The 22,061-nt window shown below is 46.5% G+C and carries 18 protein-coding genes; 10 read left to right on the forward strand and 8 right to left on the reverse strand.

Annotation, left to right across the window (positions count from 1 at the left end):
• Positions 1-57: 57 nt before the first annotated feature.
• The 8 genes from LZG74_RS06690 to LZG74_RS06725 all read left to right on the forward strand — a co-directional run bounded on the left by LZG74_RS06690 (position 58) and on the right by LZG74_RS06725 (position 7,169).
• Complete coding sequence (locus tag LZG74_RS06690) at positions 58-627, forward strand: MarC family protein (RefSeq protein WP_233795800.1); 570 nt, start codon at positions 58-60, stop codon at positions 625-627.
• A gap of 41 nt (positions 628-668) precedes the next feature.
• The gene (locus tag LZG74_RS06695; protein ID WP_233795801.1) at positions 669-1,133 is read left to right on the forward strand and encodes a nucleoside triphosphate pyrophosphohydrolase family protein; all 465 of its coding nucleotides are present in this window, start codon (positions 669-671) and stop codon (positions 1,131-1,133) included.
• Between the two features lie 36 nt (positions 1,134-1,169).
• Complete coding sequence (gene pepT, locus LZG74_RS06700) at positions 1,170-2,405, forward strand: peptidase T (protein ID WP_233795802.1); 1,236 nt, start codon at positions 1,170-1,172, stop codon at positions 2,403-2,405.
• A complete protein-coding gene (locus LZG74_RS06705) occupies positions 2,405-3,040 on the forward strand; it encodes a viroplasmin family protein (RefSeq protein WP_233795803.1) in 636 nt (211 codons plus the stop codon). The genes pepT and LZG74_RS06705 overlap by 1 nt, the downstream gene beginning before the upstream one ends.
• Positions 3,041-3,047: 7 nt before the next feature.
• Positions 3,048-3,770: a tRNA1(Val) (adenine(37)-N6)-methyltransferase gene (locus LZG74_RS06710; RefSeq protein WP_233795804.1), complete on the forward strand. Its 723-nt coding sequence runs from the start codon at positions 3,048-3,050 to the stop codon at positions 3,768-3,770.
• 60 nt (positions 3,771-3,830) lie between these two features.
• Positions 3,831-4,799, forward strand: a complete 969-nt coding sequence (locus LZG74_RS06715) for a glycosyltransferase family 2 protein (protein WP_233795805.1) — start codon at positions 3,831-3,833, stop codon at positions 4,797-4,799.
• 62 nt (positions 4,800-4,861) lie between these two features.
• Positions 4,862-5,473 carry an inorganic pyrophosphatase gene (locus LZG74_RS06720; protein WP_255699004.1) on the forward strand — a complete coding sequence of 204 codons (612 nt, stop codon included), beginning with the start codon at positions 4,862-4,864 and terminating at the stop codon, positions 5,471-5,473.
• Between the two features lie 100 nt (positions 5,474-5,573).
• Positions 5,574-7,169: a peptide chain release factor 3 gene (locus LZG74_RS06725; protein WP_233795806.1), complete on the forward strand. Its 1,596-nt coding sequence runs from the start codon at positions 5,574-5,576 to the stop codon at positions 7,167-7,169.
• 135 nt (positions 7,170-7,304) lie between these two features.
• Here the strand turns inward: LZG74_RS06725 and LZG74_RS06730 are convergent, their stop codons facing one another.
• The 4 genes from LZG74_RS06730 to LZG74_RS06745 form a co-directional block, all read right to left on the reverse strand.
• Positions 7,305-7,679, reverse strand: a complete 375-nt coding sequence (locus LZG74_RS06730; RefSeq protein WP_233795807.1) for a DUF4890 domain-containing protein — start codon at positions 7,677-7,679, stop codon at positions 7,305-7,307.
• Positions 7,680-7,745: 66 nt separating this feature from the next.
• Positions 7,746-8,489 carry a DUF3307 domain-containing protein gene (locus LZG74_RS06735; RefSeq protein WP_233795808.1) on the reverse strand — a complete coding sequence of 248 codons (744 nt, stop codon included), beginning with the start codon at positions 8,487-8,489 and terminating at the stop codon, positions 7,746-7,748.
• Positions 8,486-9,124, reverse strand: coding sequence for a SatD family protein (locus LZG74_RS06740; RefSeq protein WP_233795809.1), 639 nt, complete (start codon positions 9,122-9,124; stop codon positions 8,486-8,488). Before LZG74_RS06740 ends, LZG74_RS06735 begins: the two co-directional genes overlap by 4 nt.
• A 113-nt stretch (positions 9,125-9,237) precedes the next feature.
• The gene (locus LZG74_RS06745) at positions 9,238-9,525 is read right to left on the reverse strand and encodes a hypothetical protein (RefSeq protein ID WP_233795810.1); all 288 of its coding nucleotides are present in this window, start codon (positions 9,523-9,525) and stop codon (positions 9,238-9,240) included.
• A gap of 171 nt (positions 9,526-9,696) precedes the next feature.
• Here LZG74_RS06745 and LZG74_RS06750 point away from each other — a divergent pair, with 171 nt between their 5' ends.
• Together LZG74_RS06750 and LZG74_RS06755 are read left to right on the forward strand one after the other, a co-directional pair.
• Positions 9,697-12,723 (forward strand): amidohydrolase family protein, encoded by a 3,027-nt coding sequence (locus LZG74_RS06750; protein WP_233795811.1) that lies wholly within the window; start codon positions 9,697-9,699, stop codon positions 12,721-12,723.
• 33 nt (positions 12,724-12,756) lie between these two features.
• A complete protein-coding gene (locus tag LZG74_RS06755; RefSeq protein ID WP_233795812.1) occupies positions 12,757-14,079 on the forward strand; it encodes an amidohydrolase family protein in 1,323 nt (440 codons plus the stop codon).
• 36 nt (positions 14,080-14,115) lie between these two features.
• Here the strand turns inward: LZG74_RS06755 and LZG74_RS06760 are convergent, their stop codons facing one another.
• The 4 genes from LZG74_RS06760 to LZG74_RS06775 form a co-directional block, all read right to left on the reverse strand.
• Positions 14,116-14,955, reverse strand: coding sequence for a S1 RNA-binding domain-containing protein (locus tag LZG74_RS06760; protein ID WP_233795813.1), 840 nt, complete (start codon positions 14,953-14,955; stop codon positions 14,116-14,118).
• Between the two features lie 49 nt (positions 14,956-15,004).
• Positions 15,005-17,410 (reverse strand): TonB-dependent receptor, encoded by a 2,406-nt coding sequence (locus LZG74_RS06765; protein WP_233795814.1) that lies wholly within the window; start codon positions 17,408-17,410, stop codon positions 15,005-15,007.
• A gap of 179 nt (positions 17,411-17,589) precedes the next feature.
• Positions 17,590-18,918, reverse strand: a complete 1,329-nt coding sequence (locus LZG74_RS06770) for a TolC family protein (protein ID WP_233795815.1) — start codon at positions 18,916-18,918, stop codon at positions 17,590-17,592.
• Positions 18,919-18,963: 45 nt separating this feature from the next.
• Positions 18,964-22,059 (reverse strand): efflux RND transporter permease subunit, encoded by a 3,096-nt coding sequence (locus LZG74_RS06775; RefSeq protein ID WP_233795816.1) that lies wholly within the window; start codon positions 22,057-22,059, stop codon positions 18,964-18,966.
• Positions 22,060-22,061 lie beyond the last annotated feature (2 nt).

A 22,061-nucleotide genomic window follows, 5' to 3' on the forward strand; every position in this document is an offset into this window, starting at 1 on the left:
GTTGTGTAAGCAGTGGGTTTTAAGCAACTTTGCGGACATATCACCTGGCATAGCCCCATGTTTAATTTTAAGGAAATCGTTTCCGTAACACTCATCCTTTTCTCGGTCATCGATATCCTGGGTTCGTTGCCCGTGATCGTGGATTTCCGCCGGAAGCTGGGCAAGATTGAATCTGAAAAAGCCACATTGGCAGCAGGGTTTATCATGGTTCTTTTCCTGTTTTTGGGAGAGCGTTTGCTGAGTTTGTTTGGTGTGGATGTGGCCTCATTTGCCATTGCGGGCGCTATTATCCTGTTTTTGCTGGGTATGGAAATGATTTTAGGCAGGAACATTTTCAAGCACGATAATCTAGATGTAGGCGTGGCTTCCATTGTGCCCATTGCCTTTCCGCTCATTGCCGGCGCCGCCACCATGACCACATTGCTTTCCTTGCGTTCGGCTTACCAGACGGAGAACATTCTGGTCGGCATTATGCTCAATCTTTTCTTTGTTTATCTGGTTTTGAAATCTTCTAACTGGCTTGAAAAAAAACTCGGACAAGGTGGGACAGACATTCTCAGGAAAGTTTTCGGGATCATCCTGCTGGCGATCGCGATCAAGCTTTTTAAAACCAATCTGGTGATTTAGAGCACATTTATATCTGAAATTTTTAATTAATACAAAAAGACATGCAACAATTGGACAGCCTTAACCAGGTCGCTGAATTTCATAAAACATTTAAACACCCCATTCTCGAAACGCCAACCATTCCATCCGAAGAGCGGAGCCGGTTGCGTGTGGCATTGCTGGCGGAAGAATTGAAAGAGCTGGAAGTAGCCATTCTGGAAAAGGACATTGTGGAGATCGCCGACGCGCTATGTGACCTGCAATATGTATTGTCGGGGGCAGTTCTGGAATTTGGTTTAGGGGAAAAATTCAGGGCTTTGTTTGATGAAGTCCAGCGTTCGAATATGTCGAAAGCATGCCTTAACATTGAAGAAGCCGAGGCGACTGTGGCGCATTATGAAGCCAAGGGCACGGATTGTTATTACAAAGAAGACAATGGTAAATATCTGGTTTACAGAAAATCAGATGATAAAACATTGAAAAATATCAATTATTCGCCAGCCGATCTGACTTCCATCCTGAACTGATCGCGCAGGGATTCCTAAACATTAAATGCTGCTTTTATGACATCTGTGCTGGAACGTTTTCTTCGGTATGTGCAAATAGACACGCAGTCGGACCCAAATTCCGAGAGTTTTCCTAGTACTGCCAAACAGCGCGATCTGAGCAATCAGCTTGTCGTTGAATTACAGGAACTTGGAATTGAAGATGCGCACCTGGACGAGCATGGTTACGTCTACGCGACCATTCCTTCCAATTCCGAGAAAACAGACATTCCGGTCATTTGTTTTTGCTCGCACGTGGACACGTCCCCGGACGTGTCAGGCGCGCATGTAAAGCCGATCGTGCATCACAACTGGAACGGCGCCGACATCGTTTTGCCGGATGATCCAACACAGGTTTTAAGAATGGTTGAACTGCATGATCTCGATCAACAGATTGGTAATGATATCGTTACAGCCAGCGGAACCACGCTTCTTGGCGCGGATAACAAAGCAGGCGTTGCTGAAATTATGGCTGCGGCGGAATATTTGGTCACACATCCTGAGATCAAGCACGGTAACATTCGCATTTTGTTCACGCCGGATGAAGAAGTCGGTCGCGGAACGGAGCATGTGAATATTGCTAAACTAGGCGCGGACTTCGGCTACACCGTTGATGGCGAGGCAGTAGGCACATTGGAAAACGAAACATTTTCCGCAGACGCCGTCAAAATCACGATTCACGGCGTGAGCACGCACCCGGGATACGCGTTAGGCAAGCTCGAAAACGCATTGAAAATTGCTGGAGAATTTCTCGCTGCTTTGCCCAAAGACACATTATCCCCGGAAACCACCGAAGGAAAAGAAGGCTTTATCCATCCGACCCAAATCGAAGGAATCCAGGAAAAAGTAACATTAGGCTTTATCATCCGCGATTTCACAGTTGAAGGATTGCATGAAAAAGAAGCGAAATTGAAGGAGATTGCTGACAATGTGCTGGCCAGTTACCCGCATTCCAGCATGGAATTCAAAGTAACCGAGCAATATCGGAATATGAAAGAAATCCTGGACCAGCATCCGGCAGTTTTGGAAAATGCATTGATAGCGATGCAAAAAGCCGGTTTAAATCCAATTCAGCGCAGTATTCGGGGAGGCACTGACGGTTCCAGATTATCATTCATGGGTTTGCCTTGCCCTAATATATTTGCAGGAGAACACGCTTTCCATTCAAAACTCGAGTGGGTTTCGGTTCAGGACATGGAAAAAGCAGTAGAAGTGATCGTAAACATTGCCCAGATCTGGGAAGAAAAAGCTTAATGGCGAAGAAAACAAAATACTACGTCGTCTGGCAGGGCAGGAAAACGGGCGTTTTTACGGATTGGAAAGAGTGTGAGGCACAGATTAAGGGTTTTGAAGACGCGCGTTACAAGTCCTTTGAATCCATACAAGAGGCGGAAGCGGCCATTCAGCGGAATTATTGGGAATTTGTAGCTAAAAAGGAAAACAAACCCGCGATCACCAAAGAAGCGCCCGCGAGCATTGGAAAACCTATAAAAAACAGCATTGCCGTGGATGCGGCCTGGAATACGGCTTCGGGCGACATGGAATATCAGGGCATTTATTACCAGACCGGCGAACGGATTTTCTTGCAGGGACCATTCAAAGACGCGACGAATAACATTGGGGAGTTTCTGGCGATCGTGCACGCATTGGCTTATTTACAAAAAAAGGAAAGCGATCTGCCCATTTACAGCGATTCCAGAACGGCCATTGCCTGGGTCAAAAAGAAGCATGCAAATACTAAACTGGCGTTAACGCCGAGGAATAAACCTGTTTTTGAAATGCTGCAACGCGCCGAAAGATGGCTTGCGGCCAATAAATTTTCAAACAAGATCCTGAAATGGGAAACCGAGTACTGGGGCGAAAACCCGGCTGACTTTGGTAGAAAATAGAACGGTTATGGCACGAAATTCCTCTTTTCGCTTCAAGAATTTTACGGTGCAGCAAGACAAATGCGCCATGAAAGTGTGCACGGATGCCTGTGTACTCGGCGCCTGGGCCGATGTCGACGACGCCGATTACATTCTGGATATTGGAGCGGGAACGGGTTTGCTTTCCTTAATGGTCGCACAACGGAATTCCTATGGCATCATTGACGCCGTTGAAATTGACGCAGAGGCTTTTTACCAGGCCGGTGAGAATGTGGAAAACAGCCCTTATCACGACCGGATCAGGCTTTTTCACTCTGCCGTTCAGGAATTTACTTCCGAGCATAAATATGACGTCATTATCACCAATCCGCCCTTTTTCCAGTCCGATCTGCTTTCCCCGTTAGATAAAAAGAACATTGCCCACCACGCTAAATCGCTGGATTTCGCCGAATTACTGACTGCTATCGACACGCTTTTGTCAGAAAGCGGAAAGTTCAACATTCTTTTTCCGGTTGATGAAGGCAAACAGTTTTTGACAAAAGCATTGGCATCCGGCTGGGTTTTGACCAGAAAACTTACATTGTTTCACCAGGAAGGCAAGAAAGCATTTCGTCATCTGATGACCTTTCAGCGAACAGAACCGGTTCATAATAAGGACATTAACAAAGAACTTTACATATTTGAGCCCGACGGGACGACTTATAATCAGCCGTTCAAGGATTTGCTCAAAGATTTTTATATGATATTTTGATCGGGAAAAACACGAACTTTGCCCGGTGATCCCGGTTTTGGGCTTTGCTATTATACATTCATGACTCTATCAGCTATCCAGATTTCCGTTGTCGTTCCGCTTTACAATGAGGAAGAATCATTGCCAGAACTCAGTGAATGGATTGCGCGGGTGATGAATGAAAATGGCTTTTCCTATGAAGTGATTTTTGTCGATGATGGCAGCAAAGACTGCTCCTGGGACGTTATTTCAAACATTTCACAAGAAAATCCAAACATTCGTGGATTGCGTTTTGTGAGAAATTATGGCAAAACCGCCGCATTGCAAACGGCTTTTCAGGCGGCAAAAGGCGATGTGATCATTACCATGGACGCCGACCTGCAAGACAGCCCGGACGAAATACCGGAGCTTTACAAAATGATCAAAGAGGACCGCTATGACCTGGTTTCGGGCTGGAAAAAGAAGCGTTACGACCCGATTACCAAGACTGTTCCTACCAAAATATTCAATGCGGCCACCCGCAGCATTTCCGGCGTTTCGCTGCACGATTTCAATTGCGGCCTGAAAGCTTACCGCAAGGAAGTGGTCAAAAACATTACGATTTACGGGGAAATGCATCGTTACATTCCGGTGATCGCCAAGTGGAATGGCTTCGGCAAGATCGGGGAGAAAGTGGTGCAGCATCGTCCAAGAAAATACGGCACGACGAAATTCGGACTGGAACGTTTCATTTTTGGCTTTCTGGATTTGCTTTCGATTGCCTTTGTGAATAAGTTTGGGCGCAGGCCCATGCATTTGTTTGGCAGTCTGGGAACACTCATGTTTTTTCTGGGAAGCATTATAGCTTTCTGGCTTTTAGGCAAAAAGATTTACAACATTTACCATTTGCAGCCCTATCGGAATGTCACCGATAATCCGTTGTTTTTTCTCGCCCTGGTTGCGATCATGGTAGGTTCACAGTTATTTCTTGCGGGCTTTCTCGGGGAATTATTTGTAAAACAATCTGTGTCAAAAACAGGAGATTATAACATTGCAGATAAGGTCGGTTAACCCCCACAATCAACGTTATTAAAAAATTTATCCATTTAAAAAGTATTACTATTACACAAATAATGATCGCTAACGTACACAAAGCACATCCCTGGCATGGAATCCCGATGGGGGATAATGCACCGAACCTCGTAACTGCCTTTATTGAGATTGTTCCTACCGACACAGTTAAATACGAAATTGATAAAGCAACGGGCTATCTGATGATCGACCGCCCGCAAAAATATTCCAACATCGTTCCGGCACTTTACGGATTTATCCCTAAAACGTACTGCTCAGAAAAGATCGCAGCGCTTGCCCGCGAGCGTTCGGGAAGAGACGTAACGGAAGGCGATGGTGACCCGCTGGACGTTTTGGTTCTTTGTGAAAAAATCATTTCGCACGGTGACATTCTTTGCACGGCGAAGCCTATCGGCGGAATCCGTCTGATCGATGGTGGTGAAGCAGATGACAAAATCATTGCCGTTTTGAAAGGTGACGAAGTCTACGGCGGTTTTTCCGACCTGAGCGAGCTGCCGGAAGGAATCGTGGAGCGTTTGAAACATTACTTCCTGACTTACAAGAATTTGCCGGGTGAAAAAGCCCACATTGAAATTACCAATGTATACGGCAGAGAAGAAGCACACGAGGTGATCATGACTTCTGTGGAAGATTACAAGCATTCATTTTACTGAGATCCGGTCTGAACACCGATCGTTTCTTAACGAGATAATTTAGAGCCGTCCCGGTTAGGGGCGGCTTTTGTTTATTCTTATCTTTGTGCAAATTTTAGATATGAGTAATTTAGAAGAGATCAAGAAGCGGCGCACATTCGCAATTATCAGTCACCCAGATGCTGGTAAAACCACACTTACCGAAAAGCTGCTGCTTTTTGGAGGTGCGATCCAAACGGCGGGCGCGGTAAAATCCAATAAAATCAAAAAGACCGCTACTTCCGATTTCATGGAAATTGAGAAGCAAAGGGGAATTTCGGTCGCAACTTCGGTAATGACCTTTGAATATAAAGACCTGCTGATCAATATTCTGGATACGCCCGGTCACAAGGACTTTGCAGAAGACACCTATCGCACATTAACCGCCGTGGACAGCGTTATCCTGGTGATTGACTGCGTAAAAGGCGTGGAGGAACAGACCGAAAGGCTCATGGAAGTGTGCCGGATGCGGAACACGCCTGTGATCGTTTTCATCAATAAGCTCGATAGGGAAGGCCAGAATCCGTTTGAATTGCTGGATGAGCTGGAAACAAAACTCAGCATCCGCGTGCGTCCTTTGACGTGGCCAATCAATATGGGGGCAAATTTCAAAGGCGTTTATAGCTTGTACGAGCAAATGCTTTATTTCTTCAAAATCAACAAAACGAAAATCGAAAGCGACGTTGCCAAGGTGAGTCTGGAAGATGAAAATCTCGTGGATTTGCTTGGAGAAAGAGACGCTTCGCAGCTTACCGAGGACGTAGAGCTTGTGGAAGGTGTTTATGACGTGTTTTCGGAAGAAGCTTATCAAAAAGGCCAGTTAGCGCCTGTTTTCTTTGGCAGTGCGATCAATAATTTTGGTATAAAAGAACTGCTGGACACATTCTGCGAAATCTCACCCATTCCGCAGCCACGTCCGACGGATGTGCGTGAAGTGTCACCTATGGAGCCAAAGTTCACTGGTTTTGTATTTAAAATCCACGCAAACCTAGACCCGCGTCACCGCGACAGAATTGCATTTTTAAGGATTTGTTCAGGGAAATTTGAACGTGGTAAATTCTATAAACACGTCAGAATGGGTAAAGATGTCCGTTTTTCTTCTCCCTTTACATTCATGGCTTCGGCGAAAAGTGTAATGGACGAAGGTTTTCCCGGTGACGTTGTAGGACTTTATGATACAGGAAGTTTCAAGATCGGCGATACATTGACGGAAGGAGAAAACCTTCAATTTTCAGGGATTCCGAGCTTTTCGCCGGAAATCTTTAAAGAGTTGATCAACCTGGATCCGATGAAGTCCAAGCAATTGGAAAAAGGCATTCAACAACTTACAGATGAAGGTGTTGCGCAGCTTTTTACATTGGACTTAGGAAACCGTAAAATAGTAGGAACGGTTGGAGAACTTCAATTTGATGTAATCCAATATCGCCTCGAACATGAATATGGCGCAAAATGCCGCTGGGTTCCGATGAGCATTACGCGCGCTTGCTGGCTTACCGCTGATGAAAAGCCTGCTATGGACCAGTTTATCCGCCTCAAAGGAAACCAGATCGCCTACGATAAAGATAGAAACCCGGTTTTCCTGGCAGAATCTGAATGGATGATCCGTATGAACCGGGAAAACAATCCAGCCATTCATTTTCACTTCACGTCGGAATTTAAGACCGAAATGGCGATTTAGAAGAATGAGCGGGCGCCGCTGCGCTGAATGATTGAATGATTGAATGATTGAATGAGTGAATGAGTGAATGTTTAAAATTTATTCAGTCATTCAGTCATCGCCCGGCGACCCGGTCACTCATTCACTCATTCAAAATTAATTTTCTCCGCGCGGTCCTCTCGTTCCACCGCGACGGTCGCCACCCCGGCGATCGTCCAGCATGGTTTTGTATTTTTCCTGTTGCTCCACCGTCAGTATTTTCGCGACTTCGTTGTTGTAGGTTTCCATCGAAGCACGCATTTGCTCGCGGTCGGCGGTTTGGGCATCCCTTAACTCCTTCATTTTCTGCGTTCTTGCCAGCGTCAGGTTGTAAACCTGTTTTTGCTGATCTTCGGAAAGGTTCAGCTTTTCGGTCATTTGCTTGGTCTGGTTTTCTGCGCGTTTTTCAGGCGTCATATCAGAATCCTGGCGTTGGGCGAAGGCTGCGATGCTGAAAAGAGCCATTAGCATGGCCAACATTGTCTTTTTCATGGTTATCAAATTTAGATACCCAGGTTAGAGCAATTTGTTGCAGCAAGGTTTAATTGTGTTGGATTTTTAATACAATGTTTTCACCACCAGCGCCACCGCGATCGCACAAGTGTAGCTCATCAATGTCCCCACCAGCACATATTCCGACTTCTTGCTAATGTAAGCTGCCGAAATTTCTCCGCTGGCAGATTTGTCATTATAACGCAAAAGCGACTTCGCAGCAATCAAAAATCCAATGGCTGAAAACTGACTAACCAGTACAAAAACAAAGATCAGCAACCTTTCCGACATCCCGATCCAGCGTCCGGCATTGGCCAGGTTATCATCTGCATTAGGCGCCAATGCAGCCAGTTCCTCTCGCCAGGGTTTTGTAAGGATGCCCACAAAAAACGAAATAGGAGAGAGTGAAACCAGCGCGCCAGTGAAAATGGCGAGCGTTTTGGTAGTGAACAGCCAGGTTTTGAAAGTTTCCACGCCAGCCGGCAAAGCACTGGTGATAATAAGCGCGGTAAGCGCAATGCTGATTACGTGAGCAACCTGATCGGCCACAAACCAGAGTAATGTTCCCTTTTTATCAAACGCGATTTTTGCAATGTCAATCACGCCGTGAGCCACGCCTAATGCGAGAGCAGGAACCGGATTGGTCCAGTAACCCAGCACGACGTAAGAAACAACGATGACAAGCGCAATGTGGAGATAAAAGTATTTGGAACGGAAAGATTTTTCTCTTTTTTCAATGACCCATTTCGTAGGCTGCCAGTAGAAATCGACAAGAATGTGTGCGAGCAATAATTGGAGAAACTCGATCATGATTTTGTTTTTGTGTATAGTGATAAATGTTTGGGAAAGGTAGCAAGAAAATTTTCAACTGCCCACCATTTTGAAGAGGCCACACGCTGGCTGGCGGCAGGCTGACTGATCCCAAGCTGCTCGGAAATCTGGTTAATGTTCTTTTTCAGAAGCAAAGCCACAATCACCTCGCTCTGAGCGGTTGTCCAGTTCTCAATAAGTGTTTCCAAAAGATCCAATGTCGCATTCAGTGGCTCAGAAGGCGTTGGCAATGCAATTCCGATCCGCGCTTTTTGCTTCCTGATATTGTCGGCCAAATGCCCTGACAAACGAAATGCTTCGCCATCGGATGTGCCCGCGCGGTCGGTAAGCTGCTCTGCTTTTCCTATGCCAATCGCTACGCGTAAATCGGTGTTTTTGGCATGTGTACGCATATTGGCGCGGGCCAGAATGGCGGCAAACATGGCTTCGTTAGGGTTTTTCAACACACCCTGGAAGCTGTCCCCGCGATATATTTCAGGTTTCAACACCCAGTCAAAGGCTGGATTTTCTCGTAACAAATCGATCATTTCGCTTAGCCATTCAGTGGTCTTTTCTCGTGAGAAAAACGTTGAATTGACCATATCAGCGGTGATTACAGCATAATGCTTTTTCATAAATATAAGCTTTTTGCCTTATAATGTTTAAATATAAGGTAAAAACCTTATATCAGCCAAATATAAGGCAAAAAGCTTATATTAATTGAATATAAGGTAAAAGCCTTATATTTTTAAAGCATAGCATGCGCCAAAGCTTCCCATTCTTCTTGCAAGGAACCCTTAAAAACAGGCTTTCCGGCGCGCTTGTACCAATAACCGGCATTCCAGGTGTCGCCTTCTACGCGGTGCAGATACGCATGCAAATGATCATAAACGGGCGTTCCTTCTTTGCTTTGGGCAATGTTATGAGCTGCTTCCCAGTCATCTTTTGCTGCATACCAAAGCGCTTTGAGCGGCTCTGAGACCGTTTCTGGTGGTGAATCCTGGGAAAGGGAATCTTTAAATTCTTGATAGTCCATATTTTTAAAAAGCTAAATAGTCATTTGAAAACACAGCGACAAGATGCAAAAAATAGGCAACATAACAATTCCCCGCGGCAATTGTAACTTCCAGTGAAAATGCCCTTTAAGCCCTGATTTGTCAATTTAACTTGTATATTGTAGTTCCGAACTGCAATTAAATCCCAACCTATGTTTAAACAATTATCAGCCCTGCTGACCTGTCTTACGATCGGCATGATCGCGCATGCGCAGGAGACTTTTCCCCAAAACGGAGCCTATGACGACCGGCCGGGGCGCTATGCTTTTACAAACGCAAACATTGTTGTCGATTCCAAAACTACGATCCTGAAAGGGACCATGCTCATTGAAAACGGGATTATCCGTGAAGTGGGCAAGCAGGTGAAAATTCCTGCGGGCACCGTGGTGATGGATTTGAAAGAAAAATACATTTATCCTTCCCTAATTGACCTGGATTCGGATTATGGAATGCCGGAAGTGAAGCGCGAGCGGACGGGGGGAGGCAGGCAAACGCCGCAACTGGAATCCAATAAAAAGGGTGCCTTTGGCTGGAACCAGGCTATTCAGCCTGAAAATGACGCGAGCTTAATGTTTACTCCCGACGCTAAAAAAGCCGAGGAGCTTCGTAAAATCGGTTTCGGGACAGTGCTTGTTCACCCACATGACGGGATTGTACGCGGAAACGGTGCAGTAGTAACATTGACCGATGAGGCTGCCAACAAAGCATTGTTGAAACGAAAAGCGTCGGCCCATTATTCATTCAGCAAAGGCACTTCTTCACAGACTTACCCGTCGTCAACGATGGGCATAGTAGCGCTGTTAAGGCAGAATTATTACGATGCCGACTGGTATGCCAAAACAGAAAAGGCCAAGGAAACCAACCTTTCGCTTGAAGCATTCAACCAGATCAAAACCCTTCCTTCGTTTTTCGAAACCAATGACAAATACAGCATTTTGCGTGCGGATAAGGTCGGTGATGAGTTTGGAATACAATACATTATCAAAGGCGGAGGCGACGAATATCAGCGCATTAAAGAAATAAAAGCCACGAAGGCAACATTGATTCTGCCCCTTCAATTTCCTGATGCTTATGACGTTGCCGATCCCTGGGACGCGGATCTGGTGAGCGTGGCACAGCTGAAACATTGGGAAATGGCGCCCAAGAATGCATCCGAAGTTGCGAAGGCCGAAATTCCGTTTGCATTCACGGTTTCCGGCTTGAAAAACAAGGGTGATTTTTGGAAAAATATAAAAACAGCTATTGAGTACGGCCTGCCGAAAGAAAAGGCATTGGAAGCATTAACGACCATTCCTGCAAGCCTGATCAAGGCGGAAGGGCAGGTAGGGAGCCTGAAAAGCGGGTTGCTGGCCAACTTCATCATCACTTCCGGTGATCTGTTTGGGAAAGACAATGTCATTTATGAAAACTGGATTCAGGGAAAGCAATTTGTACTATCGGCCATGAATGCGCCGGATGTGCGGGGGACTTACGCGCTCTCGGTGAACAACCAGCCTGCGGGCAAGTTGCAGATCACGGGTGGATTAGATAAGCCTGATTATAAGATCGTTGTACAGGATTCGGTGAAAGTAACGCCTAAGGTTATCTTGTCGGACAAGTTGCTGACGATGACTTACCAGGCTGATAAAAGTGCAGGAACGACTCGCCTGACGGGTTGGCTCGCGGGAACAAATCTTTCCGGAGAAGGCGTGTTGCCGAATGGGAATGTTGTCCCCTGGTCGGCAACATTATCCGAGAAATATCAGCCTGCGGCAACCAAGGATTCCACGATCGCCAAAGTGAAGGAAACCGGGCTGGTTTATTATCCTTTTGTAGGCTTTGGAAATGAGACATTGCCTGTGGCGGAAACGGTGTTGATCAAAAACGCGACGATCTGGACCAACGAGAAAGAAGGCATTTTACAGAATGCAGACGTCCTCGTTCAGAACGGTAAGATTGCGAAAGTAGGTAAGGCATTGCCGGCGCCTTCGGGAGCAAAAACCATTGACGGAACAGGCAAGCATTTGACCAGCGGCATTATAGACGAACATTCGCACATTGCGCTCTTTACCATTAATGAAGGCGGGCAAACGAGTTCAGCCGAGGTGAGAATGAGCGATGTGATCAATCCGGATGACGTGAACATCTATCGCCAACTGGCCGGTGGCGTGACTACTTCTCATTTGCTGCATGGATCTGCGAACTCAATTGGCGGACAAAGTGCGTTGATTAAGCTGAAATGGGGTGCAAGTCAATCCGAAATGCTGATTCCCGAGGTGAAAACGATCAAGTTTGCTTTGGGAGAAAATGTGAAGCAATCCAACTGGGGCGACATTGTTCGCACGCGTTTTCCGCAAACCAGAATGGGCGTAGAGCAGGTGTTTTTTGATCATTTTTTGAGAGCAAAAGATTATGCTGCCCAATGGAAATCCTATAATGCGGGTTCCAAAAAACAAGCCGCGAATGCACCAAGACGAGATATTGAACTGGATGCATTGGCCGAAATCCTGGCGAGCGAACGTTTCATTACTTGCCATTCGTATGTGCAGTCCGAGATCAATATGCTCATGCATGTAGCTGATTCCCTGAATTTTAAGATTAACACATTTACCCACATTCTGGAAGGTTACAAGCTGGCCGACAAGATGGCGAAACGTGGCATAGGCGGTTCTACATTCGGTGACTGGTGGGCTTATAAAATGGAAGTAAAAGAGGCGATTCCATACAATGCAGCATTAATGTATCACGAAGGCGTAACCGTGGCGATCAACTCCGATGACGCCGAAATGGCGCGCAGACTGAACCAGGAAGCGGCTAAAACGGTGGAATATGGTAGTGTGCCGGAGGAAGAAGCATGGAAAATGGTGACGCTGAACCCTGCGAAATTGCTGCATGTGGATAATCGCCTGGGAAGTGTGAAACCTGGAAAAGATGCTGATCTGGTGCTCTGGAATGCGCATCCGCTTTCTATTTATGCAAGACCTGAGTTTACGATGGTGGAAGGCGCTGTTTATTTTGACAGGAAAAAAGATGAAGAAAAGCAGAAAACAATGGCTTTGGAACGTGAGCGGCTGATCCAGAAAATGCTGGGCGACAAGGCCGAAGGAAAACCGACGCAAAAACCACAAGCTACGCAGCCCAAAATGTGGCATTGTGAAGACATTGTAGGCGTTCACACCGAGCACGAAACAGGACATTAATCTTCTTAATCATCAGGATTCCAACTCATTATCATGATAAAACATAACATTAAGCGCCGGATGACAGGCTTGCTGCTGGGCATTGCCGCATGCGTCACCACCGGAAACGCGCAAAACCCGGCTCCGGCAGTCAAACAAACAAAAATGATCCTCGTCACCGGCGCAACCATTCACGTGGGCAACGGACAGGTGATTGAAAACGGCTCCATTGCCTTCGATAACGGCATTATCACGGCAGTGGGCACCACGGGATCTTTTTCCGGTGGCAATGGCGCCGAGGTGATCGATGCCAAGGGAAAGCACATTTATCCAGGCATAGTTTCGCTCAACACGACCGTTGGTTTGCAGGAAATTGCTTCGGTAAGGGCCACTTTGGACTATAACGAAGTCGGCCAGATCAACCCGCACGTTCGCGCGCTGGTGGCTTACAACACCGATTCGGAAGTGATCCCTACCTTGCGCGGCAACGGCATTCTGCTTTCGCAAGCTGTGCCGCAGGGCGGCGTGATTTCCGGCTCCTCCTCTGTTTTTTACAGCGATGGCTGGAACTGGGAAGATGCGGTTTTGGTCAAGGACGATGGCATCTGGCTGAGCTGGCCGCCATTTTTGTCGAGCAGTTTTAATTATGAAGATTTCACTGTTTCGGTTAAGAGAAATGACAAGCGCGCTGAGGCCATTAATGTCTTCCGTTCCACATTTGCAGATGCGAGAGCTTATGCGGAAACGCAGTCGCCTGGTCCTGTAAACCTACGCCTGGCTGCGATGAAGCCGCTTTTTGATGGCTCGGCCAATTTGTACATTCGTGCGGAATATGGGAAGGACATTATTGAAGCGGTAAATTTTGCGAAGGAAAACGGGGTGAAAAAAATCGTAATCGTAGGCGGCGATGAGTCTTACAAAGTCGCTGCTTTCCTGAAAGAAAACCAGATTCCCGTGGTTCTAAACCCTACGCACCGACTTCCCGGCCGTGTGGACGAACAGGTTTACCTGCCTTACGAGCTGCCCGGCATGTTGCACAAAGCAGGCGTAAAAGTGGCGATCACGTATGCGGACGAATGGTGGCGGACGCGTAACCTGGCTTTTTTGGCGGGGACTTCATCAGGATTTGGCAATGTGACGCCAGAGGAAGCATTGCAATTTGTTACTAAAAATGCTGCTGAAATCATCGGCGCTGACAAACTGGTAGGAACATTGGAAAAAGGGAAACAGGCTTCGTTCCTCGTGACGGCAGGAGATATGCTGGATATGCGCGGCAATGTGATCCAGATGGCCTTTATTAAGGGCGGGAAAGTGAACCTGGACGATAAACAGAAACGGCTTTACGAAAAGTATAAAGCCAAATACGGGAAGAAATGACAAAAAAAATGCCGGTCGCAAGCCGGCATTTTTGTTTTAATCTTCTACAACCAGCCTAATGCCGTCATCACCGATCTTGATCAGGCCTTGTCTGTAAAGTCCACCGATCGCCTTTTTGAAGACTTTTTTGCTGATCTGTAATTTCTTGTAAATATCCTCCGGCGAGCTGTTATCCGATAAATTCAGGAAACCGTTCGCTTTTTTTAGTTGGTCCAAAATAGCCTGTGCAGTTGGTTCAACGACTTCATAACCGGTTTTTTGCAGGCTGAGGTCCAGCTTGTTTTCCTCCCTTATTTTTTTGACATAACCCTTTAACGAATCGCCAACATGAATGTCACGGAAAACTTCATTCGCGTAGATCAAACCTTTGTGATATTGATTCACAATGGCGTTGTAACCCAAATCCGATTTTGAAAAAATCAGCAGATCCACTTCATCGCCTTCGGCAACTGTAAGTCTTTCGTTTTCAAGAAAACGGTCGATCTTGGTGGATGCAATCAGGCGCGAAGATTTTTGGTCGAGATAAAGGAAAACGACGTGCCATTCTCCGAGCTGCATCGGCGTGCTTTGTTCGCGGAACGGCACGAAAAGGTCTTTAATTAAACCCCAATCCATGAAAGCGCCATGTTCCGTAACATCCGTTACTTCCAGAAAAGCAAACTGATTGCGGATGATTTTCGGCGTTTCCGTGGTCGCTACGGGCCGGTCTTCGGAATCCAGGTAAACGAACACCTTAATGGTGTCGCCGATCTGCATTTCATCCGTTAAATATTGATTTGGTAAAAGCACTTCTTCGCCCTCGACATCACTCAGGAACATGCCGACGCTGGTTAAGCGCTCAATGGTGAGGTGATTGTATTTTCCTATAAAAAGCATTCGCTATTGTACAAAAGTTTGCGCAAATGTACGGTTTTCAACCGTAGGATTAGTCTTCTTCACCTTCGCCGCCTTTGTTATCCATTCTTTCCTTCTCTTTGGAGCGATTGAGGCGGTAGGCGAATGTTACCAAAAACTGCCTTGCACGCCACTGGAACTCTGAACGGGAATAGTAACCTGCATTCTCGACAATGCTGCGTCTTTTCTGAGAATTAAGCAGATCACGCACGCTGGCCGTAACCGTTCCTCTGCCTTTGAGAATGTCTTTGGAGAGCCCGAGATCAATAAAATAAATGGCCAGATCGCGTCCCTGCGTTGTTTTGCGCGGTGCACGGTAATTGAATGAAGACTGAAAATCAACAGATTTAAACAATGTAACCCTCGATGAGAACCGGCTTGTCCAGGAATAAGTGTCGCTTTTTAAAGCCTTATCCTGGTAAAAACCTTCATTAATTGCCCTGAAAATGTTCGCGTTTCCGGTCAGTTTCCACCAGGGAGCCGGGTCATAGGTGAGGTTAAATTCAAATCCATAGGAATCGCCGGTCGAAAGATTGATAGGTGTAATGGTGGTAAAACCCGTGGAATCAACGGAAGTAATGTTCTCCACAACGCCCAGCCGGTGACGATAGTAAATGCTGGACAGCAATGAGCCTTTTGGCATATTCAGCAAATGTCCGGCTTCAAACGAATGTGTAAATTCCGGATTCAGCAATGGATTACCGGCGCGGAATACGCGGGAATCGCTGAAATTGGAGAAGGGTAGGAGGTCGCGGAAATTAGGACGGCTCAGGCGGTAACTGTAACTCAGTTGAACAGTTTGCGCATCAGCAACTTTGTATGACGTATGAATGCTTGGAAAAAGATTGAAATAGCCTCGGTGATTGCGCTGATTCGTCTTTTTAAGCTCCGTAGTAATGTCCGAATATTCTCCTCTTAACCCCGCTTGAACAAACACTTTTCCAAACTGATTGCTGGCCATGACATAACCTGCATGGATTTTTTCGTCGTAAGCAAACCGGTTATCATACTGGTCCAGAATAATCCAATCCATCTGCTCATCCTGCTGATGCACTGAGAAATCATTGTCCAGTAACCGGATGGACGTTTTTAGTCCCGCTTCTATTTTTCCATCCTTCCCGATAGGTTGAATGTAATCAAGCTGGGCAAGGAATGTCTTTTCATCTTCGGTATTATATGCACGCTGCATAATGCCGGTTGGATCGAGATTCGAAAACTCCCGGTAACGAGCGGATTCCGTTTCGTCACTAATGATGTATTTGGAATTGAATGACAGGCTTTGTCCCTTTTTGTCAAATTTCTTTTCATAATTCAATGCTGCCTCAATGTTCGTTCTTGGCTCGGTTTCTCTTTCCGTACGCGTAACGGTTTGTGTCAGTACATTGTTAAAATCATAATCCATGTAATCCAGCTGTGACCTGTTGTTATTCATGGACTTACGGTAAGAAACTGTCGCCGTAACCGTGTTAAAATTGTTCAGAAAATAATCCAGACCAACCATAAAGTTATTTGAAGTCCCCGAGCGCGTCCGCGCCGAACGTTGCTCATAGACAAAACTCGTATCAGAGCTGTTATATTCCTGGCGCGAATTGCCCCTGCCTGGCCCTTCGCGATACATTAAGCCGTAATTCGCAATCAAATTCACCTTTTTACGCCGATAATTAAGATTGAAAGAGCCGCCGAAATTGGAGGGATAACCGGCAGTCGCCGTAAACGAACCATTCAATCCGTAACGGATATTTTTCTTCATCACAATGTTCAGGATGCCGACTTCGCCTTCCGCATCATAACGCGAGGAAGGATTGGTAATGATCTCAATGCTCTCGATCAGGTCGCCGGGAATCTGCCGCAGCGCTTCTGCCGGGTTTAAGCCGATCATGCCCGATTGCTTTCCATCGATCAGAATCCGGACGTTACCGCTTCCCCTTAATGCTACATTTCCTTCCACATCAACAGTTACCGAAGGCATATTATTCAAGATGTCCGATGCATTGCTTCCAATGTTGCTGAGGTCTTTTCCAACATTAAAAACACGTTTGTCGAGCTGTAATTCCATCTGGCTCTTTTCCCCGCGCACGAGCACTTCTTCCAAAACTTTTGAATTCGATTGAAGTGAAATTATTCCAAGGTCCAGGTTTTGGCTGGCCACATTCACATTGGGGACAATCTTCTCATCCAAAGTGAGATACGTGATTTTGAGAAAATAATTTCCCGGTGCAGCAGGGAATTCAAAAAGGCCTTTATCGTCAGAAGCAATGCCGCCTGTCAGGCTGGAATCCTTTGCAGAATAGAGTGCGACATTGGCAAACAGAACCGGATTCTTATCCCCATCCTCCAATTTGCCTTTAATTAGGAAAGTCTCCGCTGGCTCTTCCTGTGCAAAACTTTGCAGGTTGATTAAAAGCAATAGCAAAAAGGGGAGCCGGAAATTTCTCATGACGTTAAGTTGAAGGAAGTAAGTTTGTTAGATGGGTGAAATGGTGAAAGGTTTAATCTCTTTTTAATCTCGATAAACAAAAAGGAGAAAAACCTATGCCACCAACGCTTCTTCCAGCGCAAAAAGAAAAGGCTGACTATTTGATAGCCAGCCCTTTAATCAAAAATGAGATTCAAATGCTATTGCAATGTATTACTAAGCCGTTTTAGCTCGATTTCGGCTGCTTTGGCTGCATAATTCAGGTTGATCATCCGGTAACCGGCATCTTCAAAGCTCCGCTGGGCCTCACGCACATCGATGATTGTTGCCTGGATCAGTTCAAAACGTTGTAATGTAAGATCCAAGAGCTGTTTTGCCAGGTTAAAGTTGCGTTTTTGTGTTTCAAGTTGTTCGAGCGAGGTCAGGAAAGTCTGATACATTTTCACTGCACCTGCATTGTAATCGCGGACAATAGAGCTTCGTTGCAACTTGGCGCTTTCCGTGTTAATTTCCGCAACCTGCTGCTGTCTTTTAAACGCCGAACCGTTGTAAATCGGGATAGCGAGCGTGAGGCCTGCATTAGGCCCTGCAACCCTGTTCAGCAAGGTAAAACCGGCGGCAGTTTGGTTTCTGGAAAAGTTGTAAGCCGTGTTGAACCGCACGGTCGGGTATCTTAACGCAGCCGTTTCGCGGACGATCAGCTCGTTGATGCGGATTTGATGATCCGCTGCTTTCACGTCTGCATTCGCCGCAATCCGGTCGAGAATGGCGTCAAGTTTAAGCGTGTTATCAACCATAATTGTATCCTTAATGCTTACCGCCGACTTCGGATCGAGCGTCAGGATGCGAAGCAGTTCGGTTTTGGCGACCTGGGCTACATTCAGCTGGTCCAGAAATGTCTGGTTTAATGTATTTAAATCGATTTCGGCTTGAAAAAGATCTGCATTATTAGCCATTCCCGCTTCTTTGCGCACTTTCAGGATTTCAAGTCGTTTTTCGGAAGCTTGGATCGAAGTTCGTACCGTATTCAGGTAACTCAATTGGCGAACGACATCATAATAACTCGTCATTACCAATGCTATTGTGTTCTGAATCTGAGAGTTAAGCAGCTCTGTGCTTTGATATTGCAGCTCGGCCAGACGTTTTTTTGTGGAAACAACCCTTTTACCATTGTATAATAAAATACCAGCATTCAAGCTGGCCTGGGTGTTGTTACCTGCTGCAGCATTCCGATTGATCTCAGTTCCGTCCGTTAACTTTTGATTGACCTGTGTGATCTGTTCTGTATTGGAAGCCTGAGCTGTCACCAGCGGCAAGCCTCCGGCAACGCCATAATTGTTGAGCAGCGTGTTGGCTTCCACATTGTTTTTGGCGATTTCTATTTCGTAATTATTCTTTAAAGCCGTCGCGATCGCATCTTCCAAGGTGATCGTAAGGCTGTCGGCCTGCATGGAAAACGCGCTGCTGCTGACCAGCAGGAGCATTAGCAAAAGGTTTTTCTTACATTTCAAAATCAGGAGCGGGTTCATGCAAAGACAATAGTTGATTTATAAATATTTCAGGAAAAATGGCTGTTAATGCTGAACAGCCAGCTCTTCTGCCATTTTCTGTTCTTCGGTCATTTTGTGGTTTTTCGGTGAGATGAACGTGTAAACCGCCGGGATCACAAACAATGTCAGGATCAGCGAGAACATTAACCCTCCCACGATAACCACACCCAGCGGAACGCGGCTCGTGGCAGCTGCACCCAGGCTAAGCGCAATCGGCAATGCTCCGAAGGCCGTGGCAAGGCTCGTCATAAGAATTGGTCGTAAACGCTGCGTGGCCGATTCCACGGCGGCGGCCATTCTTCCCATTCCCTGTTCCCGTTTCTGGTTGGCAAACTCCACGATCAGGATCCCGTTTTTGGTTACCAAACCAATGAGCATAATCATCCCGATCTGAGAGAATATATTGATCGTGAGGCCAAAAAGATACAAGCTCAGCAATGCACCCGCTAACGCAAGCGGCACTGTGATCATGATGATAAATGGATCTGTAAAGCTTTCAAACTGTCCTGCAAGCACCAGATATACAAGTAATAATGCTAATCCAAATGCGAAGCTGGTGTTCGACGAGCTCTCTTCAAAGTCACGCGACGAGCCTGTCAGTGACGTCTGGAATGATTCGTCCAGCAGTTTTGCGGCAATCCTACGCATAGCGGCCACACCGTCGCCGATGGTTTTTCCTTCCACTAATGATGCAGAAACCGTCGCGCTCTTGTAACGATTATAGTGATAAATCGTAGGCGGGCCGCTTTCTTCCTTCATCTGGACAACGGCCGTCAACGGAATATTTTCACCCCGGTTATTCCGCACATAAAGTTTCGAAATATCAGCAGGCTTGTTCCGTTCCGAACGCTCCACCTGGCCGATTACCTGATATTGCTGGCCGTTCATGATGAAATAGGCCAGCCTTCTTCCACTAAATGCAGACTGGATTGCGCCGGCAACGTCTGTTGTCGACAATCCAAGATCTCGTGCCTTCAAGCGGTCAATATTAAGCCGGATCTCAGGTTTGTTAAATTTCAAGTTCACGTCCACATTCTGGAATGTCGGATCTTGCCGCGCTTCTTCCAGGAATTTGGGTAATACTTCAAAAATCTTGTTGAAATCAAGGTTTTGTAATACAAACTGAACCGGTAAGCCGCCCCGTGAGCCCTGACCAACGGCAATGGTTTGTTCCTGTGTTGCGAAAATCCGCGCATCATTGAAACGCGCCAGCTTCTTGTTGATTTCCTGAGCCAGGTCGTTCTGGCTTTTCTTACGCTCACCAGCCGGAACAAGGCCAATACGCGCCGTGCCGCTGTTTACACCGCCGCCGCCAAAGCCCGGCGTTGCGGAGAATGTGAATGCTTTTTCGGGAATGGAATCGTTCAGGAAGTTGGAAAGCTGATCGGAAACGCCCTGCATCTGGTCAAAACTGGTTCCTTCCGGCGCTGAGAGGTTGAAACGGATGCTGTTCCTATCTTCCATTGGTGCCAGCTCACTTTGTAAGTTGGTGTAGGTAAAATAAATAAGTACACCGCAGGCGGCCACCAGAACCCAGGCAAGCCAGCGTGCCTTCATAAAGCCGCGCAGTGACCGGTTGTATCCATCTTCCATGCCTGTGAAAAATGGCTCTGTCTTATTGTAGAACCAGCCATGGCCTGCACTTTTACGATTTAAAAACACATTCAAAACCGGGGTGATCGTAAGCGAAACAAATGCTGAGATCAAAACCGCGGAAGCCACGACGATACCAAATTCCCTGAACAGACTGCCGACAAAACCTTCGAGGAAAATAACGGGCAGGAACACAACGGCAAGCGTAAGCGAGGTAGAAATTACAGCAAAGAAGATCTCGCGGCTTCCTTCCAATGCAGCCTGCCTTATCGGAAGGCCGCTTTCAAGCTTTCGAAAAATGTTTTCCGTGACTACAATTCCATCATCCACCACAAGTCCTGTTGCCAGTACAATGCCTAGAAGGGTCAATATATTTATTGAAAACCCGAACAGATACATGATAAAGAACGTCGCAACCAGCGATATCGGAATATCGATCAATGGCCGGACTGCTACGATAAAGCTCCTGAAGAAGAACAGGATAACGATCACCACGAGTGAAAAGGCGATAAGAAGGGTTTCCTCAACTTCCAGGATAGACTGACGAACCAGTCGCGTGTTATCGAGGAGAACATTGAAGGTAATGTCCGATTTATTTGATTTCTGGATCTCTGCAAGCCTTTTGTTGAACTCATCTGAAATCTCAACATAGTTGGCTCCCGGTTGTGGGATTACCGCCAGACCAACGGCGTACATACCGTTGTATTTCCAGCTTTGTTCCTCATTTTCAGGGCCAAGCTCTACTTTTGCAACATTAGCCAGACGCACAATCCCTGCACTGTCATTTCTGATAACGAGGTCGCTGAACTCTTTTTCGCTGGTAAGCCGGCCCATTGTCCTGATGGTCAGCTCGGTGTTTGCTCCGTAAATCTTTCCCGCGGGTAACTCGACGTTTTCAGAGCTTAATGTTGTTGAAATATCATTGAAAGAGATGCCATAGGCGCTCATTTTATCCGGATCAAGCCAGATGCGCATGGCATAACGCTTTTGCCCGAAAATGTTGATGGCACTTACTCCATCAATGGTTTGAAGACTTTGCTGCAATACGTTTTCTGCATATTCACTCAATTCCAATAAACCCTTGGAAGGACTTTGAACCGCAAGAAGCAGGATAAAATCACTGTTTGCATCCGCCTTACTTACCACTGGCGGCGCGTCCACATCTTGTGGAAGGTTGCGCTGCGCCTGGCTTACTTTGTCACGAACATCATTGGCTGCGCCTTCAAGATCCGATTCCAGGTTGAATTCAACAGTAATGTTACTGGACCCGATCTGGCTGGATGAGCTGATACTTTTAATACCGGGAATACCATTGATGCTTTTTTCAAGCGGCTCAGTGATCTGGCTTTCAATGATATCGGCGTTTGCACCCGTGTAACTCGTGCGGACGTTCACAACCGGAGGGTCAATGGCCGGGTAGTCGCGGAGTGAGAGAAAGTTATAGCCTACCACACCGAAGAGGATGATGAGCAGGTTCATAACTACGGCCAAAACGGGCCGTTTTAATGATAATTCAGAAATGTTCATAG

Source organism: Dyadobacter sp. CY327 (genome assembly GCF_021390415.1).
GTDB classification, from domain to species: Bacteria; Bacteroidota; Bacteroidia; order Cytophagales; family Spirosomataceae; genus Dyadobacter; species Dyadobacter chenhuakuii.

Excerpts from the sequence above, each read along its gene's own strand:
- LZG74_RS06745 (WP_233795810.1), bottom strand. The coding sequence starts at position 9,525 with ATGGACTATCAAGAATTTAAAGATTCCCTTTCCCAGGATTCACCACCA.
- LZG74_RS06755 (WP_233795812.1), top strand. The coding sequence starts at position 12,757 with ATGATAAAACATAACATTAAGCGCCGGATGACAGGCTTGCTGCTGGGC.
- LZG74_RS06770 (WP_233795815.1), bottom strand. The coding sequence starts at position 18,918 with ATGAACCCGCTCCTGATTTTGAAATGTAAGAAAAACCTTTTGCTAATG.
- LZG74_RS06705 (WP_233795803.1), top strand. The coding sequence starts at position 2,405 with ATGGCGAAGAAAACAAAATACTACGTCGTCTGGCAGGGCAGGAAAACG.
- LZG74_RS06725 (WP_233795806.1), top strand. The coding sequence starts at position 5,574 with ATGAGTAATTTAGAAGAGATCAAGAAGCGGCGCACATTCGCAATTATC.
- LZG74_RS06710 (WP_233795804.1), top strand. The coding sequence starts at position 3,048 with ATGGCACGAAATTCCTCTTTTCGCTTCAAGAATTTTACGGTGCAGCAA.
- LZG74_RS06715 (WP_233795805.1), top strand. The coding sequence starts at position 3,831 with ATGACTCTATCAGCTATCCAGATTTCCGTTGTCGTTCCGCTTTACAAT.
- LZG74_RS06760 (WP_233795813.1), bottom strand. The coding sequence starts at position 14,955 with ATGCTTTTTATAGGAAAATACAATCACCTCACCATTGAGCGCTTAACC.
- pepT (WP_233795802.1), top strand. The coding sequence starts at position 1,170 with ATGACATCTGTGCTGGAACGTTTTCTTCGGTATGTGCAAATAGACACG.
- LZG74_RS06720 (WP_255699004.1), top strand. The coding sequence starts at position 4,862 with ATGATCGCTAACGTACACAAAGCACATCCCTGGCATGGAATCCCGATG.
- LZG74_RS06775 (WP_233795816.1), bottom strand. The coding sequence starts at position 22,059 with ATGAACATTTCTGAATTATCATTAAAACGGCCCGTTTTGGCCGTAGTT.
- LZG74_RS06735 (WP_233795808.1), bottom strand. The coding sequence starts at position 8,489 with ATGATCGAGTTTCTCCAATTATTGCTCGCACACATTCTTGTCGATTTC.
- LZG74_RS06690 (WP_233795800.1), top strand. The coding sequence starts at position 58 with ATGTTTAATTTTAAGGAAATCGTTTCCGTAACACTCATCCTTTTCTCG.
- LZG74_RS06695 (WP_233795801.1), top strand. The coding sequence starts at position 669 with ATGCAACAATTGGACAGCCTTAACCAGGTCGCTGAATTTCATAAAACA.
- LZG74_RS06765 (WP_233795814.1), bottom strand. The coding sequence starts at position 17,410 with ATGAGAAATTTCCGGCTCCCCTTTTTGCTATTGCTTTTAATCAACCTG.
- LZG74_RS06750 (WP_233795811.1), top strand. The coding sequence starts at position 9,697 with ATGTTTAAACAATTATCAGCCCTGCTGACCTGTCTTACGATCGGCATG.
- LZG74_RS06740 (WP_233795809.1), bottom strand. The coding sequence starts at position 9,124 with ATGAAAAAGCATTATGCTGTAATCACCGCTGATATGGTCAATTCAACG.
- LZG74_RS06730 (WP_233795807.1), bottom strand. The coding sequence starts at position 7,679 with ATGAAAAAGACAATGTTGGCCATGCTAATGGCTCTTTTCAGCATCGCA.